The sequence below is a fragment of the Terriglobus albidus genome (assembly GCF_025685425.1).
GTDB classification, from domain to species: Bacteria; Acidobacteriota; Terriglobia; order Terriglobales; family Acidobacteriaceae; genus Terriglobus; species Terriglobus albidus.
Genome location: NZ_JAGTAS010000028.1, coordinates 33,702 through 56,025, shown reverse-complemented (window position 1 = coordinate 56,025; position 22,324 = coordinate 33,702). Strand labels below are relative to the sequence as shown.

General features: G+C 58.3%; 12 protein-coding genes and 1 pseudogene. 6 read left to right on the top strand and 7 right to left on the bottom strand.

From position 1 onward, the window contains the following. Positions 1-122 (top strand): annotated as a pseudogene (locus tag OHL21_RS05530) (IS630 family transposase); the annotation flags it as partial. A gap of 342 nt (positions 123-464) precedes the next feature. Here OHL21_RS05530 and OHL21_RS05525 read toward each other — a convergent pair. From OHL21_RS05525 to OHL21_RS05510, 4 genes are read right to left on the bottom strand one after another with little or no spacing between them, the layout of a single operon-like run. After that, positions 465-2,282 carry an acyl-CoA dehydrogenase family protein gene (locus tag OHL21_RS05525; RefSeq protein ID WP_263416251.1) on the bottom strand — a complete coding sequence of 606 codons (1,818 nt, stop codon included), beginning with the start codon at positions 2,280-2,282 and terminating at the stop codon, positions 465-467. Between the two features lie 24 nt (positions 2,283-2,306). Then, positions 2,307-3,491, bottom strand: a complete 1,185-nt coding sequence (locus tag OHL21_RS05520) for an acetyl-CoA C-acyltransferase (protein ID WP_263416250.1) — start codon at positions 3,489-3,491, stop codon at positions 2,307-2,309. Positions 3,492-3,493: 2 nt separating this feature from the next. Continuing rightward, complete coding sequence (locus OHL21_RS05515; RefSeq protein ID WP_263416249.1) at positions 3,494-5,965, bottom strand: 3-hydroxyacyl-CoA dehydrogenase/enoyl-CoA hydratase family protein; 2,472 nt, start codon at positions 5,963-5,965, stop codon at positions 3,494-3,496. 33 nt (positions 5,966-5,998) lie between these two features. Beyond that, complete coding sequence (locus tag OHL21_RS05510; RefSeq protein ID WP_263416248.1) at positions 5,999-6,679, bottom strand: TetR/AcrR family transcriptional regulator; 681 nt, start codon at positions 6,677-6,679, stop codon at positions 5,999-6,001. A gap of 215 nt (positions 6,680-6,894) precedes the next feature. Here OHL21_RS05510 and OHL21_RS05505 point away from each other — a divergent pair, with 215 nt between their 5' ends. Continuing rightward, positions 6,895-8,586: an AMP-binding protein gene (locus OHL21_RS05505; protein ID WP_263416247.1), complete on the top strand. Its 1,692-nt coding sequence runs from the start codon at positions 6,895-6,897 to the stop codon at positions 8,584-8,586. On the opposite strand, the gene OHL21_RS05500 is transcribed toward OHL21_RS05505, so the two are convergent. Further along, on the bottom strand, positions 8,549-11,503 hold the full coding sequence (locus tag OHL21_RS05500; RefSeq protein ID WP_263416246.1) for a transglycosylase domain-containing protein: 2,955 nt from the start codon (positions 11,501-11,503) through the stop codon (positions 8,549-8,551). The genes OHL21_RS05505 and OHL21_RS05500 overlap by 38 nt on opposite strands. 1,008 nt (positions 11,504-12,511) lie before the next feature. On the opposite strand from OHL21_RS05500, the gene OHL21_RS05495 reads away from it, so the two are divergent. The 4 genes from OHL21_RS05495 to OHL21_RS05480 all read left to right on the top strand — a co-directional run bounded on the left by OHL21_RS05495 (position 12,512) and on the right by OHL21_RS05480 (position 19,818). Next, entirely contained in the window at positions 12,512-13,501 is a 990-nt protein-coding gene (locus tag OHL21_RS05495; RefSeq protein ID WP_263416245.1) for a substrate-binding domain-containing protein, read from the top strand. 406 nt (positions 13,502-13,907) lie between these two features. Beyond that, positions 13,908-17,333: a TonB-dependent receptor domain-containing protein gene (locus tag OHL21_RS05490; RefSeq protein ID WP_263416244.1), complete on the top strand. Its 3,426-nt coding sequence runs from the start codon at positions 13,908-13,910 to the stop codon at positions 17,331-17,333. 26 nt (positions 17,334-17,359) lie between these two features. After that, complete coding sequence (locus OHL21_RS05485; protein WP_263416243.1) at positions 17,360-17,593, top strand: hypothetical protein; 234 nt, start codon at positions 17,360-17,362, stop codon at positions 17,591-17,593. Continuing rightward, positions 17,590-19,818, top strand: coding sequence for a beta-galactosidase trimerization domain-containing protein (locus OHL21_RS05480; protein WP_263416242.1), 2,229 nt, complete (start codon positions 17,590-17,592; stop codon positions 19,816-19,818). The genes OHL21_RS05485 and OHL21_RS05480 overlap by 4 nt, the downstream gene beginning before the upstream one ends. 18 nt (positions 19,819-19,836) lie before the next feature. Here OHL21_RS05480 and aac(3) read toward each other — a convergent pair whose 3' ends face one another. Together aac(3) and OHL21_RS05470 are read right to left on the bottom strand one after the other, a co-directional pair. Then, entirely contained in the window at positions 19,837-20,658 is an 822-nt protein-coding gene (aac(3), locus tag OHL21_RS05475) for an aminoglycoside 3-N-acetyltransferase (RefSeq protein ID WP_263416241.1), read from the bottom strand. 39 nt (positions 20,659-20,697) lie between these two features. Then, complete coding sequence (locus OHL21_RS05470) at positions 20,698-22,269, bottom strand: sulfatase-like hydrolase/transferase (RefSeq protein WP_263416240.1); 1,572 nt, start codon at positions 22,267-22,269, stop codon at positions 20,698-20,700. Positions 22,270-22,324 lie beyond the last annotated feature (55 nt).

Genomic DNA, 22,324 nt, shown 5'->3' with positions numbered 1-22,324 from the left:
TTCGACACTACCTCCAGCACCACAACCAACACCCAAAACCCTTCGTCTGGACTAAAACCGCGGACGACATACTCAACTCCCTCGCAAAATATTGCCAACGAATTAATGACTCAGGACACTAGAGCATGTTCACTGTTGCCGGGTTTCCCGGAAGAGGCGTGCAGCGGCGTTTTGATTGCGGAAAACACCCATAGATGCGGATGCCCTGGACTACACCTGCAGGGAAGATGCTCTAGAGCATTTTCCCCGTTGCTGGGTATCCCGGAAGGGGAGTGGAGCGGCGTTTTCATTGCGGAAAACACCCATAGATGCGGATGCCCTGGACTACACCTGCAGGGAAAATGCTCTAGCGGGCAAGTCCATGACTCGCGATTTATCCCAGGGCCGTACTGTTGGCCGGATACTACATTCCCGGAATTTTCAGTACCGTGGGCAGATGTGATCGCCTGGCAAGATACTCTCATTCAGAGTTTGTAGCCACACGCCTCGAGCTGCCGCTGTGCCACAGCGCGGCTCAGCGCGATGGTGTCCTCTGGTGTATGTTTCAGCAGCCGTCGCAGGATAGCGAGCTGGGTGCGCAACGTGTCACCCTCGGCAACAGCGGCCAGCACGCGTCGCGCGGCCTTTTCGACCACCGCAAGCGCATCGGCTGCGAAGAGCTTCAGCATCGCGTGCGCAGTCTGGGATTGCGACTCTTGGGCCTGGGGTTGCGACGCCAGCTTGCGTGCTCGTAGCAGCGCTGATTCCAGCGCGAAGACCTGCATCGTCATGTCCGCCAGATCACCCATGATCTCCTGCTGATCCTGCAGTGCGTGCAGGTACTTCTGCGTCGCTGAGCCAGAGCAGAAGAGGGCCGTCTTCTTCAAATTCGCAAGCAACGCTGCCTCGGTTCTCAATGGGTCATCGGTATCGTCGCTGGCGTCGAGGGAGGGCGGTTCCATCGCCTCTGCCATCAACGTCTTGATCGCGTTCAGCAGCGGCAGCTGTCCACTCGCCGCACGCTTCATCAGCCATCCGGTGATGATCAGCCGGTTGATCTCGTTCGTGCCCTCGAAGATGCGATTGATGCGCGAGTCGCGATACGCACGCTCTGCCGGATACTCCTCGACGTAACCGTAGCCACCGTAAATCTGCATCGTATGGTCCACCACCATGTCCAGCATCTCGGATCCCCATACCTTGAGGATGGAGCATTCAACCACATACTCTTCGACCTTCTTCTGGATCTCCTGCGGGTCATGCGCCTTGTTGCCTTCGAGCGAGCTCAGTGCCGCATCGATCATGCCGATGGTGCGATAGGCCATGCTCTCGCCCACGAAAATGCCGGTCGCGCTTTCAGCCAGCTTCTGCTGGATCAAGCCGAACTCGCCGATGGCCTTGCCGAAGGCCTTGCGTTCTTTGGCATAGCGCACCGCATTTGCAAGTGAATTCTTTGCGGCGCCAATCGCGCTTGCGCCCAGCTTGAAACGGCCGATATTCAGGATGTTGAATGCGATGTGGTGTCCCTTACCCAATTCGCCCAGCAGGTTGGCCACCGGGACTTTGCAATCGATCAGGATCAGTGGACAGGTGGAGGAGCCGCGGATGCCCAGCTTGTGCTCCTCTTTGCCGACGGAAAAGCCGGGCGTATTGCGCTCGATCAGAAAGGCAGTGAACTTCTCGCCGTCCACCTTTGCGAAGACGGTGAAGAGATCCGCGAAGCCTGCATTGGTGGTCCACATCTTTTCGCCGTTCACGACGTAATGTTGCCCATCCGGGGAGAGCACGGCGCGTGTACGCAGGCCCATCGCGTCTGAGCCGGAGGATGCCTCAGAGAGGGCGTAAGCCCCCACCCACTCGCCGGTCGCCAGCTTCGGCAGATACTTCTGCTTTTGCTCCGGAGTGCCGTACCAGATGATGGGCAGCATGCCGATGCCCACGTGTGCGCTGAAGGTAACGGCAAAACTGCCCAGCACAGAGAGCTTCTCCCCCACAATGGCCGACGTTACCTTGTCCATCGCAAGGCCGCCATACTCCTCCGGCGTGTCGGTGGCCATCAGTCCCAGTTCGCCGGCCTTCGCCAGCAGCCCGCGTGTCACCTTATAGTCCTTCGCCTCGATCGCGCCGGCTGCCGGGAGAACCTCCTTCTGTGCAAAGTTCGAGGCGGTCTCGGCGATCAGCCGCTGTTCGTCGTTGAAGTCCTCGGGTGTAAAGACCTCTTGTGGTGTGCGCTCCTCGAGCAGAAAGCTGCCGCCAGCAGCGGCTTTGACCGTCGTAGTGGGTTGTGATGCCGGCGTTGTCATCAAGCCGCTCCTGTCTCTAACAAATCAGTTCAGATTCTCGAAGATGCCTGCTGCACCCATCCCGCCGCCCACGCACATCGTCACCAGGCCATAGCGCACCTTGCGGCGCTGCATCTCATGCAGCAATGTGGCGGTCAGCTTCGCACCGGTGCAGCCCAGCGGATGTCCCAATGCGATCGCGCCGCCATTCACGTTTACCTTCGCCGGATCGAGACCAAGTTCCCGAATGACCGCGAGCGCCTGTGCGGCGAAGGCCTCGTTCAACTCCACCAGGCCAATGTCCTCCAGTTTCAGGCCAGCGATCTTGAGCGCCTTCGGCACGGCATGTACCGGTCCGATTCCCATCACCTCCGGAGCGCAACCCGCGGTAGCAAAGGCGACGAAACGTGCCATCGGCTTCATGCCCAAGGCGGCCGCTCGTTCCGCGCTGGTCACAATGGTGGCCGCCGCGCCATCGGAGGTCTGCGACGAATTGCCCGCCGTCACCGTGCCCTTCACATGGAAGACCGGCTTCAGTTTGGCCAGCGCCTCAGCGGAGGTATCGGCGCGCGGCCCTTCGTCGATCTGGAAGCTGCGCTTCTGTTCTACCGGCTTTGCAGAGCCCGCTTTCGGTGTGCGTTCGATCCATTCCACCGGCACGATCTCGTCGGTGAAGCATCCTTCAGCGATCGCCTTCAAGGCCTTCTGATGACTGGCCAGCGCGAAGCTATCAGCGTCCTCGCGGCTGATATGGAATCGCTCGCTCACCCGCTCCGCTGTCAATCCCATCGAGAGATAGGCGGCGGGCATATTGTCAACCAGCCATGGGTTGGCGCTGATCTTGTGACCACCCATAGGGATCATGCTCATCGACTCCGTGCCGCCGGCCACGACCACCGATGCGCCACCGCCGCGGATACGATCTGCTGCCTGCGCAATCGCCTGCAGGCCCGATGCGCAGAAGCGGTTCACCGTCATCGCCGAGGCCTCCACCGGCAGACCAGCACGCAGGCTCGCGATTCGCGCCACGTTCATGCCCTGTTCTGCTTCGGGATGCGCGCAGCCCAGGACGACGTCATCCACTTCGCTTTTGTCTAGCTGCGGCACGCGCGCGAATGCGCCCTCAATCGCGGTGGCCGCCAGGTCATCCGGCCGCGTTGTAGCCAGGCTGCCTCGCCCTGCCTTGCCGACCGGTGTACGGACGCTGCTGACAATCATTGCTTCCTGCATAACTAGTTCCTCAGGGGTTTGCCGTTGCTCAACGTGTAGGCGATGCGTTCCTGCGTCTTGCGCTCGCCGCAAAGCGAGAGGAAGGCCTCGCGCTCCAGATCCAGGTAATACTGCTCACTTACGCGCGTTCCGGGTGCGACGCTGCCGCCGCACAGAATATGCGCAACGTGCCCGGCCACCTTCACGTCGTGTTCGCTCGCGTAACCGGACTGCTGCATGATGTATGCCCCCAACCGGAGCGTCGCGCGTACGCTCTCGCCCGCAGCGGGAATCCCGGAGCGCATCACCGGCGGCAGATGGCCGGCGTCCGCCAGGGCAAGAGCGGCGTTTTTTGCCTCCAGCAGCAGCCGCTCGCGGTTCAGCGTGATGCCGTCTTCTTCAGTCAACAGGTTCAGCGATCGCGCTTCGGCCGCAGAGGTGGAGACCTTTGCCATCGCGATCGTCTCGAAGGCCTGCTTCATGGTGTCTACGATCTCGGTTGAGATCGCGACGCGGGATGCATCGCCGAAGGCGCGAATTGCCTCATCCGTCGCCTTCAGCGCGAACTCCTTGGTGCCTCCGCCACCGGGAATCAGGCCGACACCGGTCTCTACCAGCCCCATATACAGTTCGGCATGTGCCTGCCGCCGTGCGCCGTGCAGCGAGATCTCCGTCCCGCCCCCCAGGCACAATGCGTAGGGCGCAACCACCACTGGCCGCGGGCAGAACTTGATTGACTGTGTCATGCGCTGGAAGGCGCGAACCGTCAGGTCGATGTCCTCCCATTCGCCTTCCTGGGCGGCAAGCAGCAGCTGCATCAGATTTGCACCAACCGAGAAATTCTCCGCATCGCTGGAGATCACAAAGGCGCGGAAGTCGCGCACGAACTCCGACGAGGGCTCAAGTGTTTTTGTGATCAGCCGCATGATGTCATCACCCATCGTGCTCTTCGTCGAGTGCAGCTCGATGCACCCGACGCCGTCGCCGAGGTCGATGAGCGATGCGCCCGGGTTCGCACGCACGACCCCGTTGCTGGCGCGGAAGCTAGCGATGCGGGCAATGCCCGCAGGCCGCGCCACCGTTTGATAACGTCTTGTCGCCAGGTCATAACAGGCGGCGCCATTGTCGGCATACCAGGTCTTTGCCCCGCTGGCCAGCATCGCCTCGATAACCGGGCTGATAGGCTCGCCCGCTGCCCGCATGCGGGCGACTGTCTCCGCTACGCCGGCCGCATCCCACATCTCGAACGGGCCAAGTTGCCAGTTGTAGCCGGCGCGCATCGCTGCATCGATGTTGGCCGCGGAGTCTGCAATCTCAGGCAGGCAATCGGCGGAGTAGTTCCAAAGCCGCGTCAGCAGCTTCCAGTGGAAGCGCGCCGCCTTGTCCTTCTTCTGGTCGCCGGATAACAGCATCCGCAGCCGCTCCGGCAGCGACTCCACGTTTTTCGCCATATCCAGCGCCGGAAATCTGGGCTTCGACGCCGGCTGGTATTCCAGCGTCTTTAGGTCGAGAACGAAGCGCACCTCTTTCCCGTCCGCGCCTCGCTCTTTCTTGTAGAAGCCTCCACCTGTCTTGTCGCCCAGCCACTTGCGCTCAAGCATGGTTTCCAGGAAGGGTGGCAGCGCCGCCTGTCCGCCGGCATCGGTGCGGGCTTGCGCGAAGTTTCGCGCCACGTGCGCCAGGATGTCCAGCCCGACCATGTCTGCCAGCCGGAAGGTGCCGGTGCGCGGCAGGCCGATGGCGGTGCCGGTCAGGGCGTCTACCTCCTCAACGTTCAGGTCCTCTTCCCGCATCACGCGCAGCGTTTCCAGGATGAAGAAGATGCCGATGCGGTTCGCGATGAAGTTCGGCGTGTCCCGTGCCCGGACCACCTCTTTGCCGAGGTTCTGGTCGAGGAAGACGGAGAGTGCGGCCATGGCCGCCGGGTCGGTAGCCGGTCCTGGAACCACCTCCACCAGCCGCATATAACGTGGCGGATTGAAGAAGTGTGTGCCAAACCACCGGCGGCTTAGTTCGGGAGGCAGCACGCTGGCAATCGAAGCAACCGGGATGCCGCTGGTATTGGTGGTGAGGAAGGCATGCGGCTGCACGTGCGGTGCTACGCGCGCCAGTAGTTGTTGCTTGATCTCCAGGTTCTCCGTTACCGCCTCGACGATCCAGTCGTACTCGGCGAGTTGGGCCAGGTCATCCTCGAAGTTGCCCGTCTGGATGCGCATGGCGGCGCTGGGTGTGTAGAACGCAGCCGGCTTGCTCTTCTTGAGCGCCTCGAGTGCCTTGTCGGCAACAGCGTTTCGGCCAGCCTCGCTGCTCGGCAGATCGCTGCTTGGCAGATCGCTGCTTGGCAGATCCAGGAGCAGGACATTCAGACCTACATTGGCCAGCTGCGCCGCAATCCTCGATCCCATTGTCCCCGCACCCAGGACGGCAGCCTTGCGCAACAGCAGTGGCCGTTCGACCTTGGTCGTCTTCACTTCCTGCTCAGCAACAGATCCCATGCTCGCCTCGTTTGATTCCATGCGTGCAGTCCTCTACTCAAAGCGACGTGGCGCAATTGGCTGGCGCTCGGCCAACGCCGGCAGGCCTCCCATCGCCAGCCCCGCCGCCAGCATCCGAACGTATTGCGCGGTGATATCGGCCAGGTCCATTGACCCGGCAGGCTCATACCAACTGGCCATTCCGTGAATGGCCCCGGCCAGAATGAAGGCCGCAATCTTTGCATCGCAGGAGGCAATGGAGCCGTCCTCAATGCCGCTTTCGATAAGGGCTCGCAATCGATGGTCGATCTCGCGCTTGCGGGCGCGCACCAGCTTGCGGCCAGCCTTCGATAACTCTCCGTCATCCAGCCGGACAACCGCCCGGCCAAAGTCCCCGGCAATGATCCGGGTGTAGCCGGCGATAAAGTCTGCTACCTTGTCCAGTCCGGTTTTTTCATCGGCTTCGATCGAATCCAGCATCTCGTCGATCAGGTCCGTCCCCAGCCGGTAAATCTCCACCAGGATCTCTTCCTTGTTGCGGAAGTAGTGGTAGAGCGCCGGTTTTGTGATATTCAACTGCGTCGCTACGTCATTCATCGACGTGCGCGCGTAGGAGCGCTCGAGGAATATGCGAACAGCCGTGTGGAGCACGGCCTCCCGCTTCGCGTCCGGATTGCGTCTGCGGTCAGCGAACAACTGTCGATGCGGCCGTAAGGCTGCGGACTGTTTGGGCATCGTTTCACCCCGGCAGCAATTGACACTGCCCCTTCCGGTTGATATCTTACTCGCCGGTCGGATTTGCAGCACCCGTTCTACGCGCTCTCGCTTGGATTGCGCAAGCGAAATTTGGGGTGCAAATTTACCGGAGTAAGAGGGCCTTTCACTTTGTAGGTTCGGGCCAGGTTACAGCCGAACGAACAAAGCGCTGACCGCACACGGAGGGTACCTGGATGGCGCAGTTCGGCGATGATCTTCTCCCGCTTGGGCGGGCCTACCACTGGGAACACGTCCGTGCCGCGGAGGTTTATCTCGTCCAGCCCATGAGCGAGGGCAGCATCCGCTCCTGGACCTGGCAGCAGACCATGGACGAGGCGCGCCGTATCGCAGCCTTCTTGCGCTCGCAAGGCTGGGAGCCTGGCGCACGCGTGGCTACGCTGGCCCGAAACAGTGCCTGGTGGATCATCGCCGAGCTGGGCGCATGGATGGCCGGCATGGTCACCGTGCCTCTCTATCCATCGCTCCGCGCGGAGTCCATCCACGCCCTTCTGCAGTACGCCGATGTCCGCGCCTGTTTCCTCGGCGCCATGGACGACCGTGAGGCTATGCAGCAGGGCCTTCCAGGAGGAGTGCTGCGTATCGCTATGCCCAACGCTGCGCCTGAGGTGCTCCGCGGCTGTGACCGCCGCTGGGACGAGATACTCACCGAATGCGCGCCGATCTCGGACTCGCCCACCCGCAGGGCCGATGAACTGGCCACCATCATCTACACCGCCGGTACCACCGATCAGCCCAAGGGTGTGATGCATCGCTTCTCCCTCTTCCCGCAGATGGGCAGCACCATCGCCGCGCTGGTCAATATGGACAGCAATGAGCGGTTCATCTCGTATCTGCCGCTGGCACATATCGCCGAGCGCGGCGCCATTGAGGCTACCAGCCTGCACATCGGTTGTACCGTCTACTTCACCGCAGGGCGGAATAGCTTCCTCGCAGCTCTCAAACGCGCCCGCCCTACGGTCTTCTTCTCTGTGCCACTGCTGTATCTGCACCTCCGTCAGGGCGTACTGGAGAAAGTGCCGCAACCCAGACTCAATCGCCTGCTCCGCATCCCTATCCTCAGCAGCTATGTGAAGCGGAAGATCCTGCGCCAGCTCGGGCTGGCCCACGTGCGCCTGGCTGCTTCAGGTGGGGCTGCGCTGCCGAGCGAGGTCCTCGCCTGGTATCGCAGTGTCGGGCTCACTCTTGTCGAAGGCTATGGCCTCACGGAGACCGGCATCACCCACGCACCCAGACCAGCCAACTTTCGCATGGGATACGTCGGCCCCGCACTGCCCGGCGTCGAAGTACGCATCGGTCCTGACGAAGAGATTCAGATGCGCAGTGCGATGAACATGATTGGCTACTACCGCGATGAGGAAGCAACGCGCGAGTGCTTCACGGCGGATGGCTTCTTCCGTACCGGCGATAAAGGAGAGATAGCTCCCGATGGGCAGCTGAAGATCGTTGGCCGCATCAAGGAGCAATTCAAGACCAATAATGGCAAATACGTCTTACCCGTACCGATCGAAAAGCGCTTTGCCCTTCACCCCGCTCTCGAGGCCACATGTGTCATGGGTGATGGCCGCGCACATCCCTTTGCGATCTCCGTGCTCTCTGCGGAAGCGCGTAAGCAGTGCGAGAGCGGCGGACTAAATGGCGAACTCGGCCAGGAGCTCGAAAAACTGCTCACTCACATCAACGCGGAGCTCGACCCCCACGAGCGGCTCTCCTTTCTGGCGCTCGTCGATGGGCCCTGGGACATCGCGAGCGGTTTGATCACGCCGACTCTCAAGCTCAAGCGGGATGCACTCGAGAAGCGGTACGCCCCCCATGTGGATGGCTGGATTGCTATGAAGAAACCGGTCTTTTGGGCACGCGGCCTATAAGCGCGTCGCCAGCGTTGTTCAACGTCACCGGCAGGGACTTCTCGGACAATGCCGGGCGCTTTACTCCGGGGTGATCGGAGATCAAGGGCTGTAAGGTTGGAGCCAGGTCCTTCAGGATCTGAACCGCCAGGGCGCTGGTGAATTTATACGAGGACGCGCTCTCGCCGGGCACGAATGCCATCACGGTTCCGAACAGACGATCGCCAATGATAAACACGAATGCTGCGGTGCGATTCACCGCCCGTTCGGACACGACGTCCTTTCCCTTAGCGAAGGTCTTGAACCGATTGTCACCCGTGCCGGTCTTTCCGGCTACGGGAACATATTTGCCGTCGGGCAGGGCGAATGCTCGCAGGGCGCGCCGCCCGGTCCCGTTTCTGACCACGCCCAGCATCGCCTCGTGCGCCAGGCCTGCCACTACGGGAGAAAGTACAGCTTCGCCGCCGGCAGCACGGAATGCGAGGTTGGTCTCCATCGGCGTATTGTGAGCGAACGTTAATTGATGGATGGTCTCCTCCGGATAGCGAATACCACCGTTCGCGATGATGCCGGCCAACTCTGCAAGCGCTCGCGGGGTGTCACCGGACACTCCAATCGATGTGGCGTACGAAGGCACGAGTGAATCGAAGGGATAGCCCAGACGTTTCCAATCCCTCCAGATCTCGTGAAACGCATCCTGTTCGAGCAGAATGCTGATGCGCACATCTTGTCCGTGCCGCATCTTGGCGCGGAACAACCAGCGATACACCTCCTGGCGTTCGGGCGCGCTTTGCGCAATCACCTGCGACAGGCTTGTGCCTGGATGCTGCTGCAAATAGGCCATAAGCCACAGTTCGAGAGGATGAACGTGCGCCAGGTAACCGCAGTCGGAGAGATTGAACTTGCCGCGAGCGTGGTCGGCATACAGCTTCTCCAGTTTGTGATTGCTCAAAAGCGACGACGCAACATGCCGATTCATGAAGGCGGAGAAAGCGAAGAAGTCCGCTTGCGGCCGCGTAGAACGGAAGATCACCGCGACTCGCACTGGAGTGGGCTTGATTCCTTTGATCAACTTTTCCAAAGCCTGATCCGTATCGAGGCCGCGATATTTTTCGTAGAACCGGCGAAGGAACACGGAGCCATCCTGGTCAGCGAAGCGCTTCAAATATGTCTGGCGCGCCGGATCCTGGGGATCGCTGAGAATAGATGGCGAGACGCCGGGAAGGCGCCATTTGTAGTACCCCTCTATATCCCGCATCAGGCGGATGAACACCAGGTTGACAGACTGTTCGAAAGCATCACGTACGGTAAAGGCTCTGTTGTTCTCAGGTCGTTCGAAATTAGCAAAAACATGTCGCCCGCCGGCAGTAAAGAAAACCTCGCCTGGGTTGCCTGAGTATTGGCGGTTGAGCGCGGCTTCGAGCATCGTTTTCAATGTGCGATCCTGCGCCGTCGACAGGTATTGGAGCGCCCACTCAGTAAGCCGGTCACCAGGCAGAACGGATACTGCGGCCAATTGCGATGGGGTCAGTGCGCTGTATAGGCCATGGAGGCTTTCAATGATCTGAAGGTAGCTGATGAGAGTGCGCAGTTTGGCGGTTGAACCCAATTGCAGCCGGGTCCCATCCACGATGCTCAGCGGCTGGTTGAAATTGTCGCTCTGTGCACGGAGCAGATTGACTCCGTCGCCGCGCTCGTACAGGGTGAAGCTGTAGATCACCTGGCTCGGGTCGCCGGCCGAAAGCAAGCGGTCCTCGTCAAGTCCGGCGCGCCGGGCGTTTTCGGGGTTGGCGAGCTGCTGGAAAAAGCGAGTCACTGATTGCTGCACCCGCTGATCGATCGTGGTTTGCACGTTGAGGTCAAGCCGATCCAACTCATAGCTCTTTTCAATGCCCAGCAGTCCGAGCAATTGTGCCCGAACCGCGTTGGCAGCCTTGTTCGCCACAAAGTCGCCAGCCCGGCGGACGTGCATCGGAGGTGTCAGTGAGACGCGCTCTCGCAGGGAGGCGTCGCGAAGCTGGCTTGAGATCACACCAGCCTTGCACAAGGCCCGCAAATACCGGTCGGTCTGCGCGGCAAGCGCGTCCGGATTCCCTGCCAAGTAGATGGAGGGCTTCCGCAGGGCAAGAAAAAGCGAGAGCACTTGTCGATAGGCGCGTGCCCGCTCCTGCATTTGCTGCGGGGCCGACGCGTCCTCACTGGCTGCAAGCAGCCGATTGACTGCGTCAAAATTCGCGCCATACCAAACCGCCAAACCGTCTGCCAGGCCGGTCACCTCGCCGTGTTCTGGCGTGGAAGAGAGAGGAATCGAGTTGATGTAATCGCGGATGACTGTGCGCTGAGCTCCGAGTGTCTGACGTCCGTCCTGGTAGCTGCGCAACGTTGCCGAAGTGATCTGGCGGAGTTTTTCGGCGGGCGAATGGGTTCTTCCCGCCGGCGAATGGCGAAGCTTTTCAAGCTGCGTAGCCAGCGTGCTGCCGCCGATCACGGAATGATGACGATCCATCTTATGCAGCCCGAAGTCGAACGTCGCGTGAGCCAGACGATCCCATTCGATGGCCGGATTTCGATCCGGTTCTTTGTCAGTGAGCATGTGCCGGTTTTCGATAAACAGCAGTGTCTGAACAACCAGCGGCGGAATGGAAGTGAAATCCCCATAGGCTCGCCGTGGATCTCGAAATGAATAGAGGCTCTCGCCCCGTTCGTCGACGATGTCCAATCCCGCCTGACTCTTCTCGTGGTAGATAGGATACGCACCGAGGTGCGTCCAAAGGAGGAAGCTGCTGGAAACCCGGGCCTGTTCCTCGATATTGAAATGCTCTCCGTGCAGGCGGTTCAGGTACGCCGGCAGATTCGAGTAGCCGTACTTCAGGTCATACGGCCCGGCATCCGGGAAGCGAATGCTTCCACTCGGCCCCGCCGCGAGCTTGTAACCCATTTTGGAAGCTTCCGCCGCAAACAAGCGCGACTCGATCCATGAGAACCTCAGCTCCATCTCAACCAGCAACCCGGTCCCCAACAAGAGAATTGCCGCCGCACCCATTCGGGCCCAGTGGAAGGATTTCTGGTTTGGCGCTTCGGCTCTTGGCTTCAGGATCGCAAAATTCTGGGACAACGAGTGATCAGCAGGAGACGACCCCATATGGACCCCATCGTGCAGCATCTACAGGTTGATGCTGAGCCGTCGGGGAGGCTGTGATTCCGATCACACTAGAGCAATTCTCCTGATACCGATCCCGTCCACCCATCTCGGTCCGAACGTCCCGCTGCTTTATGGGCTTGCAAGCTCGGTTAACAATCGCGTTGATCGAGCCGGAGTGACTCCTCACTCTAGATGAGGTCCGGCCGAAGTGAACGAGGAAGGCTTGTTACAGATTCTGGAGATCACTCCTCGTGCCCCGTTTGAAGCCACCGGGTGGAGCGCCTTCCAGCATATCCACAGAGTTCCGGCCGGCCGCTTTATTCGCATTGATAGACGTGGTGAGAGGACTTTTGCACACTGGAAGCCGCCTGCCGAAGCTCTGGAAAGAGCATTTTCCCTGTAGGCGTAGTCCAGAGCCTCCGCATCTATGGGCGTTTCCGCAATGAAAACGCCGCTGCACTCCTCTTCCGGGATACCCAGCAACAGGGAAAATGCTCTAAATCTGCTAAGGCCGTTTTCATCGCAGGAAAACGGCGCAAAGTGCCAAGGCTTCGCTCTACATCTCCAGGAGAGTTGTTCTAGCGTCATCTCTTACTTGACTGCAATGGCCTGAACAGGGCACAGCACGATCGTAGTATCACGACATCGGTAATCAAGGCATTGCACTCATGCTGACTTCAGGCTACTTAGCCTTTTCTCATCCAAGTGGAGTAATATCTGGCTCCCATGCGGCGATGACCCATGGGTGTCCACCTACTGCGGAGGATATGCTGTGCTTCACAAGAGAAGTTCCGGAGGTTGACGATGATGACGTTGAGCAAACGGATTTCTTTAGGGCTTTTAACGGCGGTGCTTGCCTTGATTACGGGCTGTACCCGGCATAGCAAGAGCGAGCGGTATTATCTGATCGCCACCAACACGGAAGTGCCGTACTGGAAGTCGGCGGCTGCAGGATTTGCGGCGGCTGCAGCGCAATACGGGGTCACGGTGGATACGCGTGGGCCGGCGGGCCACAATCCTCAGGCCGAGGTGGATGAGTTCAAAGCGGTGGTGGCAAGGAAACCCGCCGGAATTCTGGTCTCGGTGGCGAACTCAAGCCTGATGGCGCCGGAGATCGATGCTGCCATTGCGGCAGGCATTCCGGTAATTACGATTGACTCGGATTCGCCGGAGAGTAAGCGGCTGTACTTCATCGGAACCAATAACCTCGAGGCGGGCAAGCTGGGGGGGAGGCGTCTGACGGCGCGACTGAACGGGAAAGGAAATGTCGTGTTTTTCACCAATCCGGGGCAGCCGAACCTGGAGGAGCGGCTCAAGGGCTATCAGGACATCCTGAAGGATTTCCCAGGGATCAAGACAGTAGAGGTGTACGACATCAAGGCAGATCCAGGTAAGGCGTTGGATCAGGCGATGGAGTACCTGGCGCGGACTGGCCCTGCGAAGGTTGACGCATTCATTTGCCTGGAATCAAGGTCAGGTGCAAACGTTGCCGAAGCCTTCAAGCGGAGGAATGCCGCCGATCGGGTGCTGATAGCGATGGATACCGATACCGATACGTTGCAGCTGGTGGGGGATGGAACGATCGATTCAACGATCGCCCAAAAGCCCTACACGATGGCTTTTCTGGGGCTGAAGGCATTGGACCAAGTCCATCACTATCCCATTAAGCCAATGAGTGGAGACTATTTCCTGGATCCAGACTCGCCATTTCCGGTGTTTGTCGATACAGGGGAAGCGCTGATCGATAAGACAAACCTGGATCCCATTTTGAGGAGACGAATAGCGAACCAGTAGGCGGTGGAACGATGCCGGCTCCTGGTGGGCCGCATGGCGCCTCCTACCCAGGATTGTTGTCTGAGTAATCAATCAATGGTCGCAATCGTGTCCGAATTGATGGTCGGCGAGAAGATCCCTGTTTTCAGGGGTTTGTCAGCTTGATGACATTGCCTACCACATTTTATTAAAATATGCAATAATAATTTATCGCGGCCTTGGTCTTTTGCTCGTCAGTGCAAGGCTGCGTGGACAAACTGGCGCACGGGGTGCTTTTGCAGACTCCCCGGTTACTGCCCGGCCAACAGCAACAGGGCTGCGCGCGCTCCGTACGAACGCTTGCCGAAGCGTCGAGGGAGTGCCAATGAAAAATACAGTCAGTCTATTTAACCTACTCAGCAAGATAACTCTTCTGTTTGGCGTAGCAATGTTCATTCTTGCTTCCCCAAATCAAAGCGCATTCGCTCAGGAGACCGGACAGATCTCAGGAACAGTGAATGACCCTACCGGTGCGGTTGTTCCCAATGCCGCCGTCACCATCACGAACCTGGGGACAAATGCGATTCGTTCCGCAACGACCAATAGTGACGGTACTTATGTGGTCACGGGCCTGCAGCCTGCTACCTATGAGGTCGCTATAAAAGCCAGTGGCTTCCAGGCGTACACGACGCGTGTTGAGGTTACGGTGGCAGCCAAAGTAACGGTGGATGCCAAGCTATCGGTGACGCAAGCCATCAGCACCGTAGAGGTGACCGCTGAGGGGGGCGCACAGGTAAACACGCAGTCACAAGAGTTGTCGCAGATCGTAAACGGAACCCAGGTCGCGCAAATGCCTAGCCTTACGCGCAACCCCTATGACTTTGTGGCGCTCGCAGGCAATGTGTCCGCCGGCGACAGCACAAACAGTGGCGATTCGAGAGGCGTTTCAGGCGGGTCGAGTGGAAACTCGCAGAATGCGACCACACGCGGCGTCGGATTTAACGTGAACGGACAGCGATCCAGCGGTACTGAAATTCTTCTGGATGGCGTTGAAAACATCAGCGTCTTCACGGATGGCATAGGAGTGTATGTGCCGATCGATGCAACGCAGGAGTTTCGTGTACAGACCAGCAATTTTGAGCCCCAGTATGGTCGAGCTTCGGGTGGAATCGTCAACGTCACGACGAAGAGCGGAACCAATGCACTCCACGGCTCTCTATGGGAGTTCAACCGTCTTTCCGCTTACACAGCGAATACGGTGTTGAATGCGCAGGCAGGTCAGCCCAGGGGAAAGTACACCCGTAATCAGTTTGGCTTTGCGGTGGGTGGACCCGTTGTTAAAGATAAGCTGTTCTTCTTCGGCAGCACGGAGTGGATCCGGGTACGCAGCTCCGGAATCGCCTTTGCGGCCGTTCCCACGCCTCAGTTTCTTGCCCTTTCGGCAGCAAACACGCAAGCCTTCTTTACGGCTTACGGCGGCGGCAAGAGCTTCAACTTCACGAACACTTACACTGCCAGCCAGCTGGGAATAACCGGGATTCCGGCCGCCACCCCGGCTTTTGGTGTCGTGGCGTATACCGCGCCAATCAACGCCGGCGGTAGTGTTCCGCAAAACACCTATAACATCGTGGGGCGGGCTGACTTTAACCCAACCGACCGCACTCGAATGTTCTTCCGCTATGCGGACTATGAGGAGACAGATGCAAACGGTACAGCGTTCGCGTCACCTTACTCGCAATACAACGTAGGCGCGGCCACCCGGGCTCGGGCCTATCTCCTGAGCGCATTTCACGAGTTCAATCCCTTCGTGGCTTCGACCACAAAGCTCAGCTTCAGCAGGTTCAACGCTCCCGTTACCTACGATGCGAAGTTACAGAATGTGCCAACGCTGATCGTTTCCGTGAATGCGCAGCTGCCAAAGACGAGCACGTTTATCCAACTGCCGGGATTTTATGATTTCAACCCAGCGAATGGCGGCCTTCCGTTCGGCGGACCGCAAAACACAATCCAGATCAATCAGGATTTACACGCCCAGAAGGGGAAGCATTCCATGCAGTTTGGTGGACAGTATATCTACCTGCAGGCCAATAACGCCTATGGTGCATATGCGCAGGCCACAGAGCAGGTTGGTGTCAATCGGACGGCCGGACTGCAGAATCTGATCACCGGCGATCTGTTCCAGTTCCAGGCCGCAGTGAATCCAAACGGTGCATTGCCCTGCGTACGCAACCCTTATACAGGCACGCTGACGCGGACCCCGGCCTGCTCCATCAACCTGCCGGCTAGCCAACCCGTCTTTGCGCGCAGCAATCGTTTCCACGACTGGGCCGTTTACGCGCAAGACTCATACAAGCTGACGCCGAGGTTTACCTTTAACTATGGTGTGCGTTATGAGCACTATGGCGTGCAACACAACAACAAGCAGGACCTGGAGTCGAACTTCTACTATGGCTCGGGCGGAAATCTCTTCCAGAGCATTCGCAACGGTCAGGTATATACCACTCCAAAGAGTCCTATCGGCGAACTATGGAAGCCGCAGTGGGGCACGGTTTCGCCGCGTGTTGGTTTCGCGTTTGATGTATTCGGGACAGGAAGGACTGCGATTCGTGGCGGCTTTGGTATCAGCTACGAACGGAACTTCGGCAATGTCACCTTCAACGTGATTCAGAATCCCCCGAACTATGCTGTCGTCGTAGTCAACAATACGAGGATCACTACTTCGAACGCTGGTCCACTTGGGGGAGCCTCGGGAAGTGTTCCGCTGCCACCCACCAGCCTGCGGCATGTGGATCAAAACATCCGCACGGCGCAGACGCAGTTCTGGGATGCGGCACTTGAGCAGCAACTTGCACGCAATACGATGCTCTCGCTGCAGTATGCCGGCGCTCGCGGGATCCATCTGTATGACATCAAGAACATCAATGCCCTGGGTTCGGGCAATGTGCTTCTTGGCGACCCAAGATCAGATGCGAGTGGCAACACGGGACTCACAAGGCTAACGAACCAGTACTCCAATATCAATAACCGGGGGTCAAATGGCGATTCGTACTACGAAGCAATGAACATCCAGTTCCAAAGTACGAACCTTCATAATTCCGGGCTGAGCATCGTGGCCAATTACACGCTTGCGCACCAGATTGATGATCTAAGCACGACGTTCTCTGAGACCAACAACGCGTTCGCGCTTGGATACTTGCAGCCATTCAATCCTGGTTTCGACCGGGGCAACGGAGATCTCGACATCCGTCATCGTCTGGTGGTCGCCCCCATCTTCCGGACGCCTTCCTTTGCCAACGGCAATCGCTTCATGGCACAGACAGTAGGCGGCTGGCAGATAACGGGTATCTATACTGTCCGTACGGGTACGCCGTTCAGCTACTTCGACAGCACGAACAATAACAGCGGCTATCAGGTGGCGCGCTATACACCACGCGGTGGCGCGGTCCCACAACGCACCTTCAAATCAATTCCGAGTGGCCAGAATGGCGGCGGACTGAACAGCTACGTCATCGGCAATCTTCCGCCGGCCGTCTCCTTCGGAAATCCTGCGCTGGGCGGAATCTCCGATTGGGGCCCGTTCCCTGCGACCATGGTCTCCCGGAACAGCTTCCGCGGACCTGGCGCATGGACCTTCGATGCGTCTGTCAGCAAGACCTTCCCTATTCATGAGAGGGTCAACATCGAGTTCCGCGCGGAAGGCTTCGACCTTCTCAACCATCACAATCTCTTTATCCAGCAAGGACTGAATGATGCTGCCAATGTCAACGAGGGAGACCCTTTGCCGGTCACAGCGTCCAAAGGCGGTATTGGCAACAACAGTGGAGCGAACGACGAACGCCGCTTCGGTCAGTTCGCGCTCAAGATCAACTTCTAACCAGCTTTGATTCGTCTGGAAAACCGATGCCCCTCGTGAGAGGGGCATCGGTTTTCTATTTCACCTTTTCGCAGTTAGCTCTTTCCTGCCGGGGGATGCTACAGTGGGCCGCCAGAGCATTTTCCCTGTTGCTGGGTATTCAGGAAGAGGAGCGCAACGGCGTTTTCATTGCGGAAAACGCCATAGATGCGGAACTACTCTACACCTGCAGGGAAAATGCTCCATTGCTGGCCGTGATCACACCCTTGGAGCGATTGTGAGAGACGATCGTAACGGTATCACCCGGAGAGACTTCCTTCTTTCCACCGCGATGATGATGGCATCATCGATTACTGCACATGCACAATCTATTTTCGGCGAATTCACGCAGGCAACCGGTTCCGCAGGCGAGTCGACCGGCGGCTGGTACGGCAAACCCATGCGCTGGGCTCAGATCGCTTTCGCCGAGGACGACCCTGGCAACTACGATCCGCAGTTCTGGTTGGACTACTTCAAGCGTTTGCGAATCGATGCGGTGACCCTGAACGCCGGCGGAGCGGTTGCGTTCTATCCCACCCGGGTTCCTTTCCACTACCGCAGCAAGTGGCTCGGCGATATGGATACGTTTGGTGATTTGCAGAAGAGTTGCCGTGAACTCGGCATGGTCGTCGTTGCACGCACGGATGCTCATGCCTGTCATCAGGACGTCTATGACGCGCACCCGGACTGGATCATGGTGGATGCCAATGGAGATAGAGTTCGTCATCCATCGGATAAAGACTTCTGGCTGACCTGCGCCCTGGGTCCATACAACTTTGAATTCATGACCGCAGTTCACGAAGAGATCATGACGAAGTACATGACCGGCGGCATCTTCACCAATCGATGGGCGGGATCGGGCATGTGCTACTGCGAGCATTGCCAGAAGAACTTCCAGGCTTTCAGTGGCATGGCGCTTCCTCGCACGCATAATCCGCAGGATCCGGCGCGGCGGCAATACATCCTCTGGCGGCAGCAACGGCTGTTTGAGCTCTGGCGGCTGTGGAACGAAAGAATCCAGCGCATCAATCCGAACGCGAGCTACATTGCCAACGCAGGCGGCGGGGCGTTGAGCGAACTCGATATGAAGACCGTCGGCGAACTGGCTCCAACGCTCTTCGCCGACCGCCAGGGGCGGTCAGGTCTTATGCCTCTGTGGGCCAACGGCAAGAATGGCAAAGAGTACCGCGCCACACTGGGCCGCAAAGCAATCGTCGGTATCTTCAGCGTGGGACTGGAGGAGAAGTATCGCTGGAAGGATTCCGTACAGAGTGATGACGAGATACGGATGTGGGTTGCGGATGGCATCGCGCATGATCTCCGGCCGTGGTTCACGAAATTCGACTGCAAGGTGATTGATCCACGTTGGATGCCGGTCGTAGAAGAGATCTATAAGTGGCACGCAGCGAACGAGGCCTACTTACGCAACGAGCGGCCGCTCGCTCGGGTGGGTCTGGTGTATTCGCAACAGACCGCAACGTATTACGGAGGGGATGAAGCGCGTACCAAGGTTGAGGACCCAGGTCTGGGTTTCTATCAGGCACTGATCGAGGCGCGTATTCCATTTGAGATGGTCCATGACCATCTGCTCGATGCTGAGCACATTCACCAATTCCGAACGCTGATCCTGCCGAACGTCGCGGCGCTCTCCACAGAGCAGTGCAAACAGCTTGAGGCGTTTGTGCGCGATGGCGGCAGCTTGATCGCCACGTATGAAACGTCGCTCTATAACGAATGGGGTGTTCGGCAGACGAACTTTGGTTTGGCCTCTCTGTTCGGCGTCAATTATGCCGGAAAAGTGGAAGGCCCCATGAAGAACTCTTACCTCAGCCTGACGAAAGACTCATCGGGGCAATATCACCCGCTTGTGAAGGATTTCGAAAATGCCGTACGCATCATCAACGCCGTGAATCAGGTATCGGTTACTCCTACGGGCGAAGGAACATATCCCTTGGAGGTGGTTCCCACGTATCCGGATCTTCCGATGGAAGAGGTCTTTCCACGCAAGAATGCGCCGCCTGGGCAGCCCGGCGCCATTGTTCGTCAGGTAGGTAAGGGACGTATCGTCTATCTGCCGGGTGATATCGATCGGACGTTCTGGGAGACGCTGAACTTCGATCAGGCCAGGCTGCTTCGGAATGCCGTGCTCTGGGCAACGGATGAACCTGCTCCGTTGACGGTCGAGGGCAAGGGTGTGCTGGATGTCTCCATCTGGGCGCAGAAGAGCTCGATTACTGCACACCTGGTGAATCTGACCAACCCGATGATGATGAAAGGTCCAGTGCGCGAGATTATCCCGATCTCCGCGCAGAAAGTCAGAGTGCAAATTCCGGCCGGTCGCAGGGCGAAACAGGTGCGATTGCTTGTCGCAGGAGCGAAGCCGAACTATACCCACCAGGAAGGATTTCTCCAGTTGGAGGTACCATCCATCGCGTTGCACGAGGTGGTTGCAATCGATCTGGTCTAGGAAGCAGTCCGGATTAAATTACATTTGGGGAAATCGTTGTTCCAGCCATTGAACGGCGAAGGCAACGATATCTGTGGCTGGGACCAGTATCGAAAATGCGGAACCGATCTTCCCAGCGGTGCCGTGTCCTTTTGCCAGAAACTCTTCCACGATCGTGGCAAAGTAATTCTCGTCCAGCCCTTCGACGACAGGATCTGTCGTATCGAACTCCTCGACCATCCGCCATTCAGTCTTATCGTTGATTAGCAGCGGAACTTCGATGCGGCGTACGCGCTTACCGGGTATCTGCGCTAAATGCTCGGCGTGATGAAGAATGCTCATTGTGTCGAACGGGGCTCCTATCATCAGAACCTTGCCTTTGGTCTCAACCAGTCTGGCAAAGGGCGATTCCGCGCCGTAGCCATATTGGAGTGGATGATTCGCGGTGAACCAGGCGGCCTTGCCGCCGATGGCTGCGAATGATGCGCCCGAATTTCCGCTCCTCAATGCGCCTGGAGTGGTACGAACAAACTCGGCAAAGGCGCCATGATCTCGGCTTGCCCGAGAGCGTTCCGGATCGAACGGAGGAATGTCAGCCTTCAGCTCTTCCGGTACTCGTCCATGCGAATCGGCTGCGTCTTCGTAGAGTGGATTCCAACCGACATAGCTGAGAAGCGTGCCATCCGGACCAACAACATCGAGAATTGCTTCAATTAAAGTATCCGGACCATTGATCATCAGACCGGCGGAGCGCAGTGCAGCATGCACCATCACCGCATCGCCTGCAGTCAATCCAATGGCCTGTAAATGCGATCTGAGAAGTTGCCGCGTCCAATAGAGCTGATTGGCGAGTGTAAGCATTGGAGGAGTTCCAGATTTCAAGGAGATTACATCCAGCCCTTAGCGAGGCCGGCGCGAACGAATACCTGCAAGCTTCGATTGCATCCTGCTCACGATCTCCGGATGCTGCGCCGCAACGTTATGCAGCTCGTGCGGATCAGCATTCAAATTGTAGAGCTCGATCGGTGACTGCGGTGGAGTTTCTCGCGGGGCATCGCCGAGGATGGTATCGGGAATGTATTTGCGCGACGGCTGAGCGTGAGTTCCAGGTGTTTGCGCTCGATCGATGAGTTTCCAATCTCCTTCGATCAGTGCGAGGCACTGCGCCTCTTCGACGAGAGATTGACGGCCAATCTTTGAGCGGCCGAGCAGTGCCGGCAGAACATTCTCGCTGTCCGGTGCGCCGTCCCGAGGAACTCGTGTTCCGGCGACATCGGCCAAGCTCGCGGTAAGATCCAACTGGCTGATCAGCGCATCAGAGACGCCGGGTTTTACATTTCCTTTCCAACGCACGATGAAGGGAATGCGTGTGCCACCTTCGGTGATGGTGTACTTGCCGCCCCGCCACGGGCCGGCGGGCGGATGGCTGTCGGTATGGTGGTCCGCGCCATCATCGTAACCGTCATTCACGACCGGGCCGTTGTCGGAAGAGAAGATGACGATCGTATCTTCTTCAAGGCGCAGGCTTCTGAGCTTCTCGACGATACGTCCAACACTCCAGTCAAGTTCATTCAGCACATCGCACCGGATGCCGCAGGCGTTCTTCCCAGCGAATTGTTCATTCGGCATGCGCGGTACGTGGATATCGCTGGATGTGAAGTATAGGAAGAAGGGCCGGTCGTGATTGTTTTCGATGAATTCGACGGCCTTATCCGTGAATGTGGCGGCCATGTTCTCGTCTGTCCAGCGAGCTGACTTTCCTCCGGTCATGAATCCGATCCGGCTGACGCCGTCGACGATCGTTCCGTCGTGCCCTTCGCTCAGCTTCATCTTGAGAAGGTCAGGATTCTCCCGTCCCGTGGGATCGTTTCCGACCTTCGTGCGATACGAGACCTGAATGGGGTCTGCTGGATCAAGTCCAACGACATGGTGATCGTGGATGTAGACAGTGGGTACACGGTCGGCGGTTGCGGCGAAGAAGAATGCTTCGTCGAAGCCAACCTCGCACGGTCCCGGCTTAATCTCAGCATTCCAGTCGATAGCTCCGCTTCCCAGGCCAATGTGCCATTTGCCGACGAGCCCGGTTCTGTATCCCGCTTTCTTTAGAATCGATGCAATCGTGGGCTGTCCCGGCTGGATCAGAAGCTTCGCATCGCCTGGAAGAACCTGGATTCCATCGCGTCGCCAGGCATAACTGCCAGTGAGCAATGCGTAGCGAGAAGGTGTGCAGGTCGCCGCATCACAGTGTGCGTTAGTGAAACGGATACCATCCTTCGCCAACTCATCAATGTGCGGCGTCTCTACATCCTGCGCCCCGTAGCAGCCGACATCTCCATAGCCGACGTCATCTGACAGGATGACGACGATGTTCGGCGGACGCTTACGGGCGGGAGCGCCGAAGCCATGTACGGTCACCGCACCTGCTCCGGAGAGTGCGAGTAAATGAAGGAGCTGCCGTCTGTCCATTCGCATGACACTGGAACGATATCAGCTTGCCAAGGCAGCATGGGATGGTCGGTGGTTTACT

What these genes read in the sequence shown, in the direction of transcription:
- OHL21_RS05495 (WP_263416245.1), top strand. Translation starts at nt 12,512, where the DNA reads ATGATGACGTTGAGCAAACGGATTTCTTTAGGGCTTTTAACGGCGGTG.
- OHL21_RS05525 (WP_263416251.1), bottom strand. Translation starts at nt 2,282, where the DNA reads ATGACAACGCCGGCATCACAACCCACTACGACGGTCAAAGCCGCTGCT.
- OHL21_RS05470 (WP_263416240.1), bottom strand. Translation starts at nt 22,269, where the DNA reads ATGCGAATGGACAGACGGCAGCTCCTTCATTTACTCGCACTCTCCGGA.
- OHL21_RS05490 (WP_263416244.1), top strand. Translation starts at nt 13,908, where the DNA reads ATGTTCATTCTTGCTTCCCCAAATCAAAGCGCATTCGCTCAGGAGACC.
- OHL21_RS05485 (WP_263416243.1), top strand. Translation starts at nt 17,360, where the DNA reads ATGCCCCTCGTGAGAGGGGCATCGGTTTTCTATTTCACCTTTTCGCAG.
- OHL21_RS05500 (WP_263416246.1), bottom strand. Translation starts at nt 11,503, where the DNA reads ATGGGTTACAAGCTCGCGGCGGGGCCGAGTGGAAGCATTCGCTTCCCG.
- OHL21_RS05510 (WP_263416248.1), bottom strand. Translation starts at nt 6,679, where the DNA reads ATGCCCAAACAGTCCGCAGCCTTACGGCCGCATCGACAGTTGTTCGCT.
- OHL21_RS05505 (WP_263416247.1), top strand. Translation starts at nt 6,895, where the DNA reads ATGGCGCAGTTCGGCGATGATCTTCTCCCGCTTGGGCGGGCCTACCAC.
- OHL21_RS05520 (WP_263416250.1), bottom strand. Translation starts at nt 3,491, where the DNA reads ATGCAGGAAGCAATGATTGTCAGCAGCGTCCGTACACCGGTCGGCAAG.
- OHL21_RS05515 (WP_263416249.1), bottom strand. Translation starts at nt 5,965, where the DNA reads ATGGGATCTGTTGCTGAGCAGGAAGTGAAGACGACCAAGGTCGAACGG.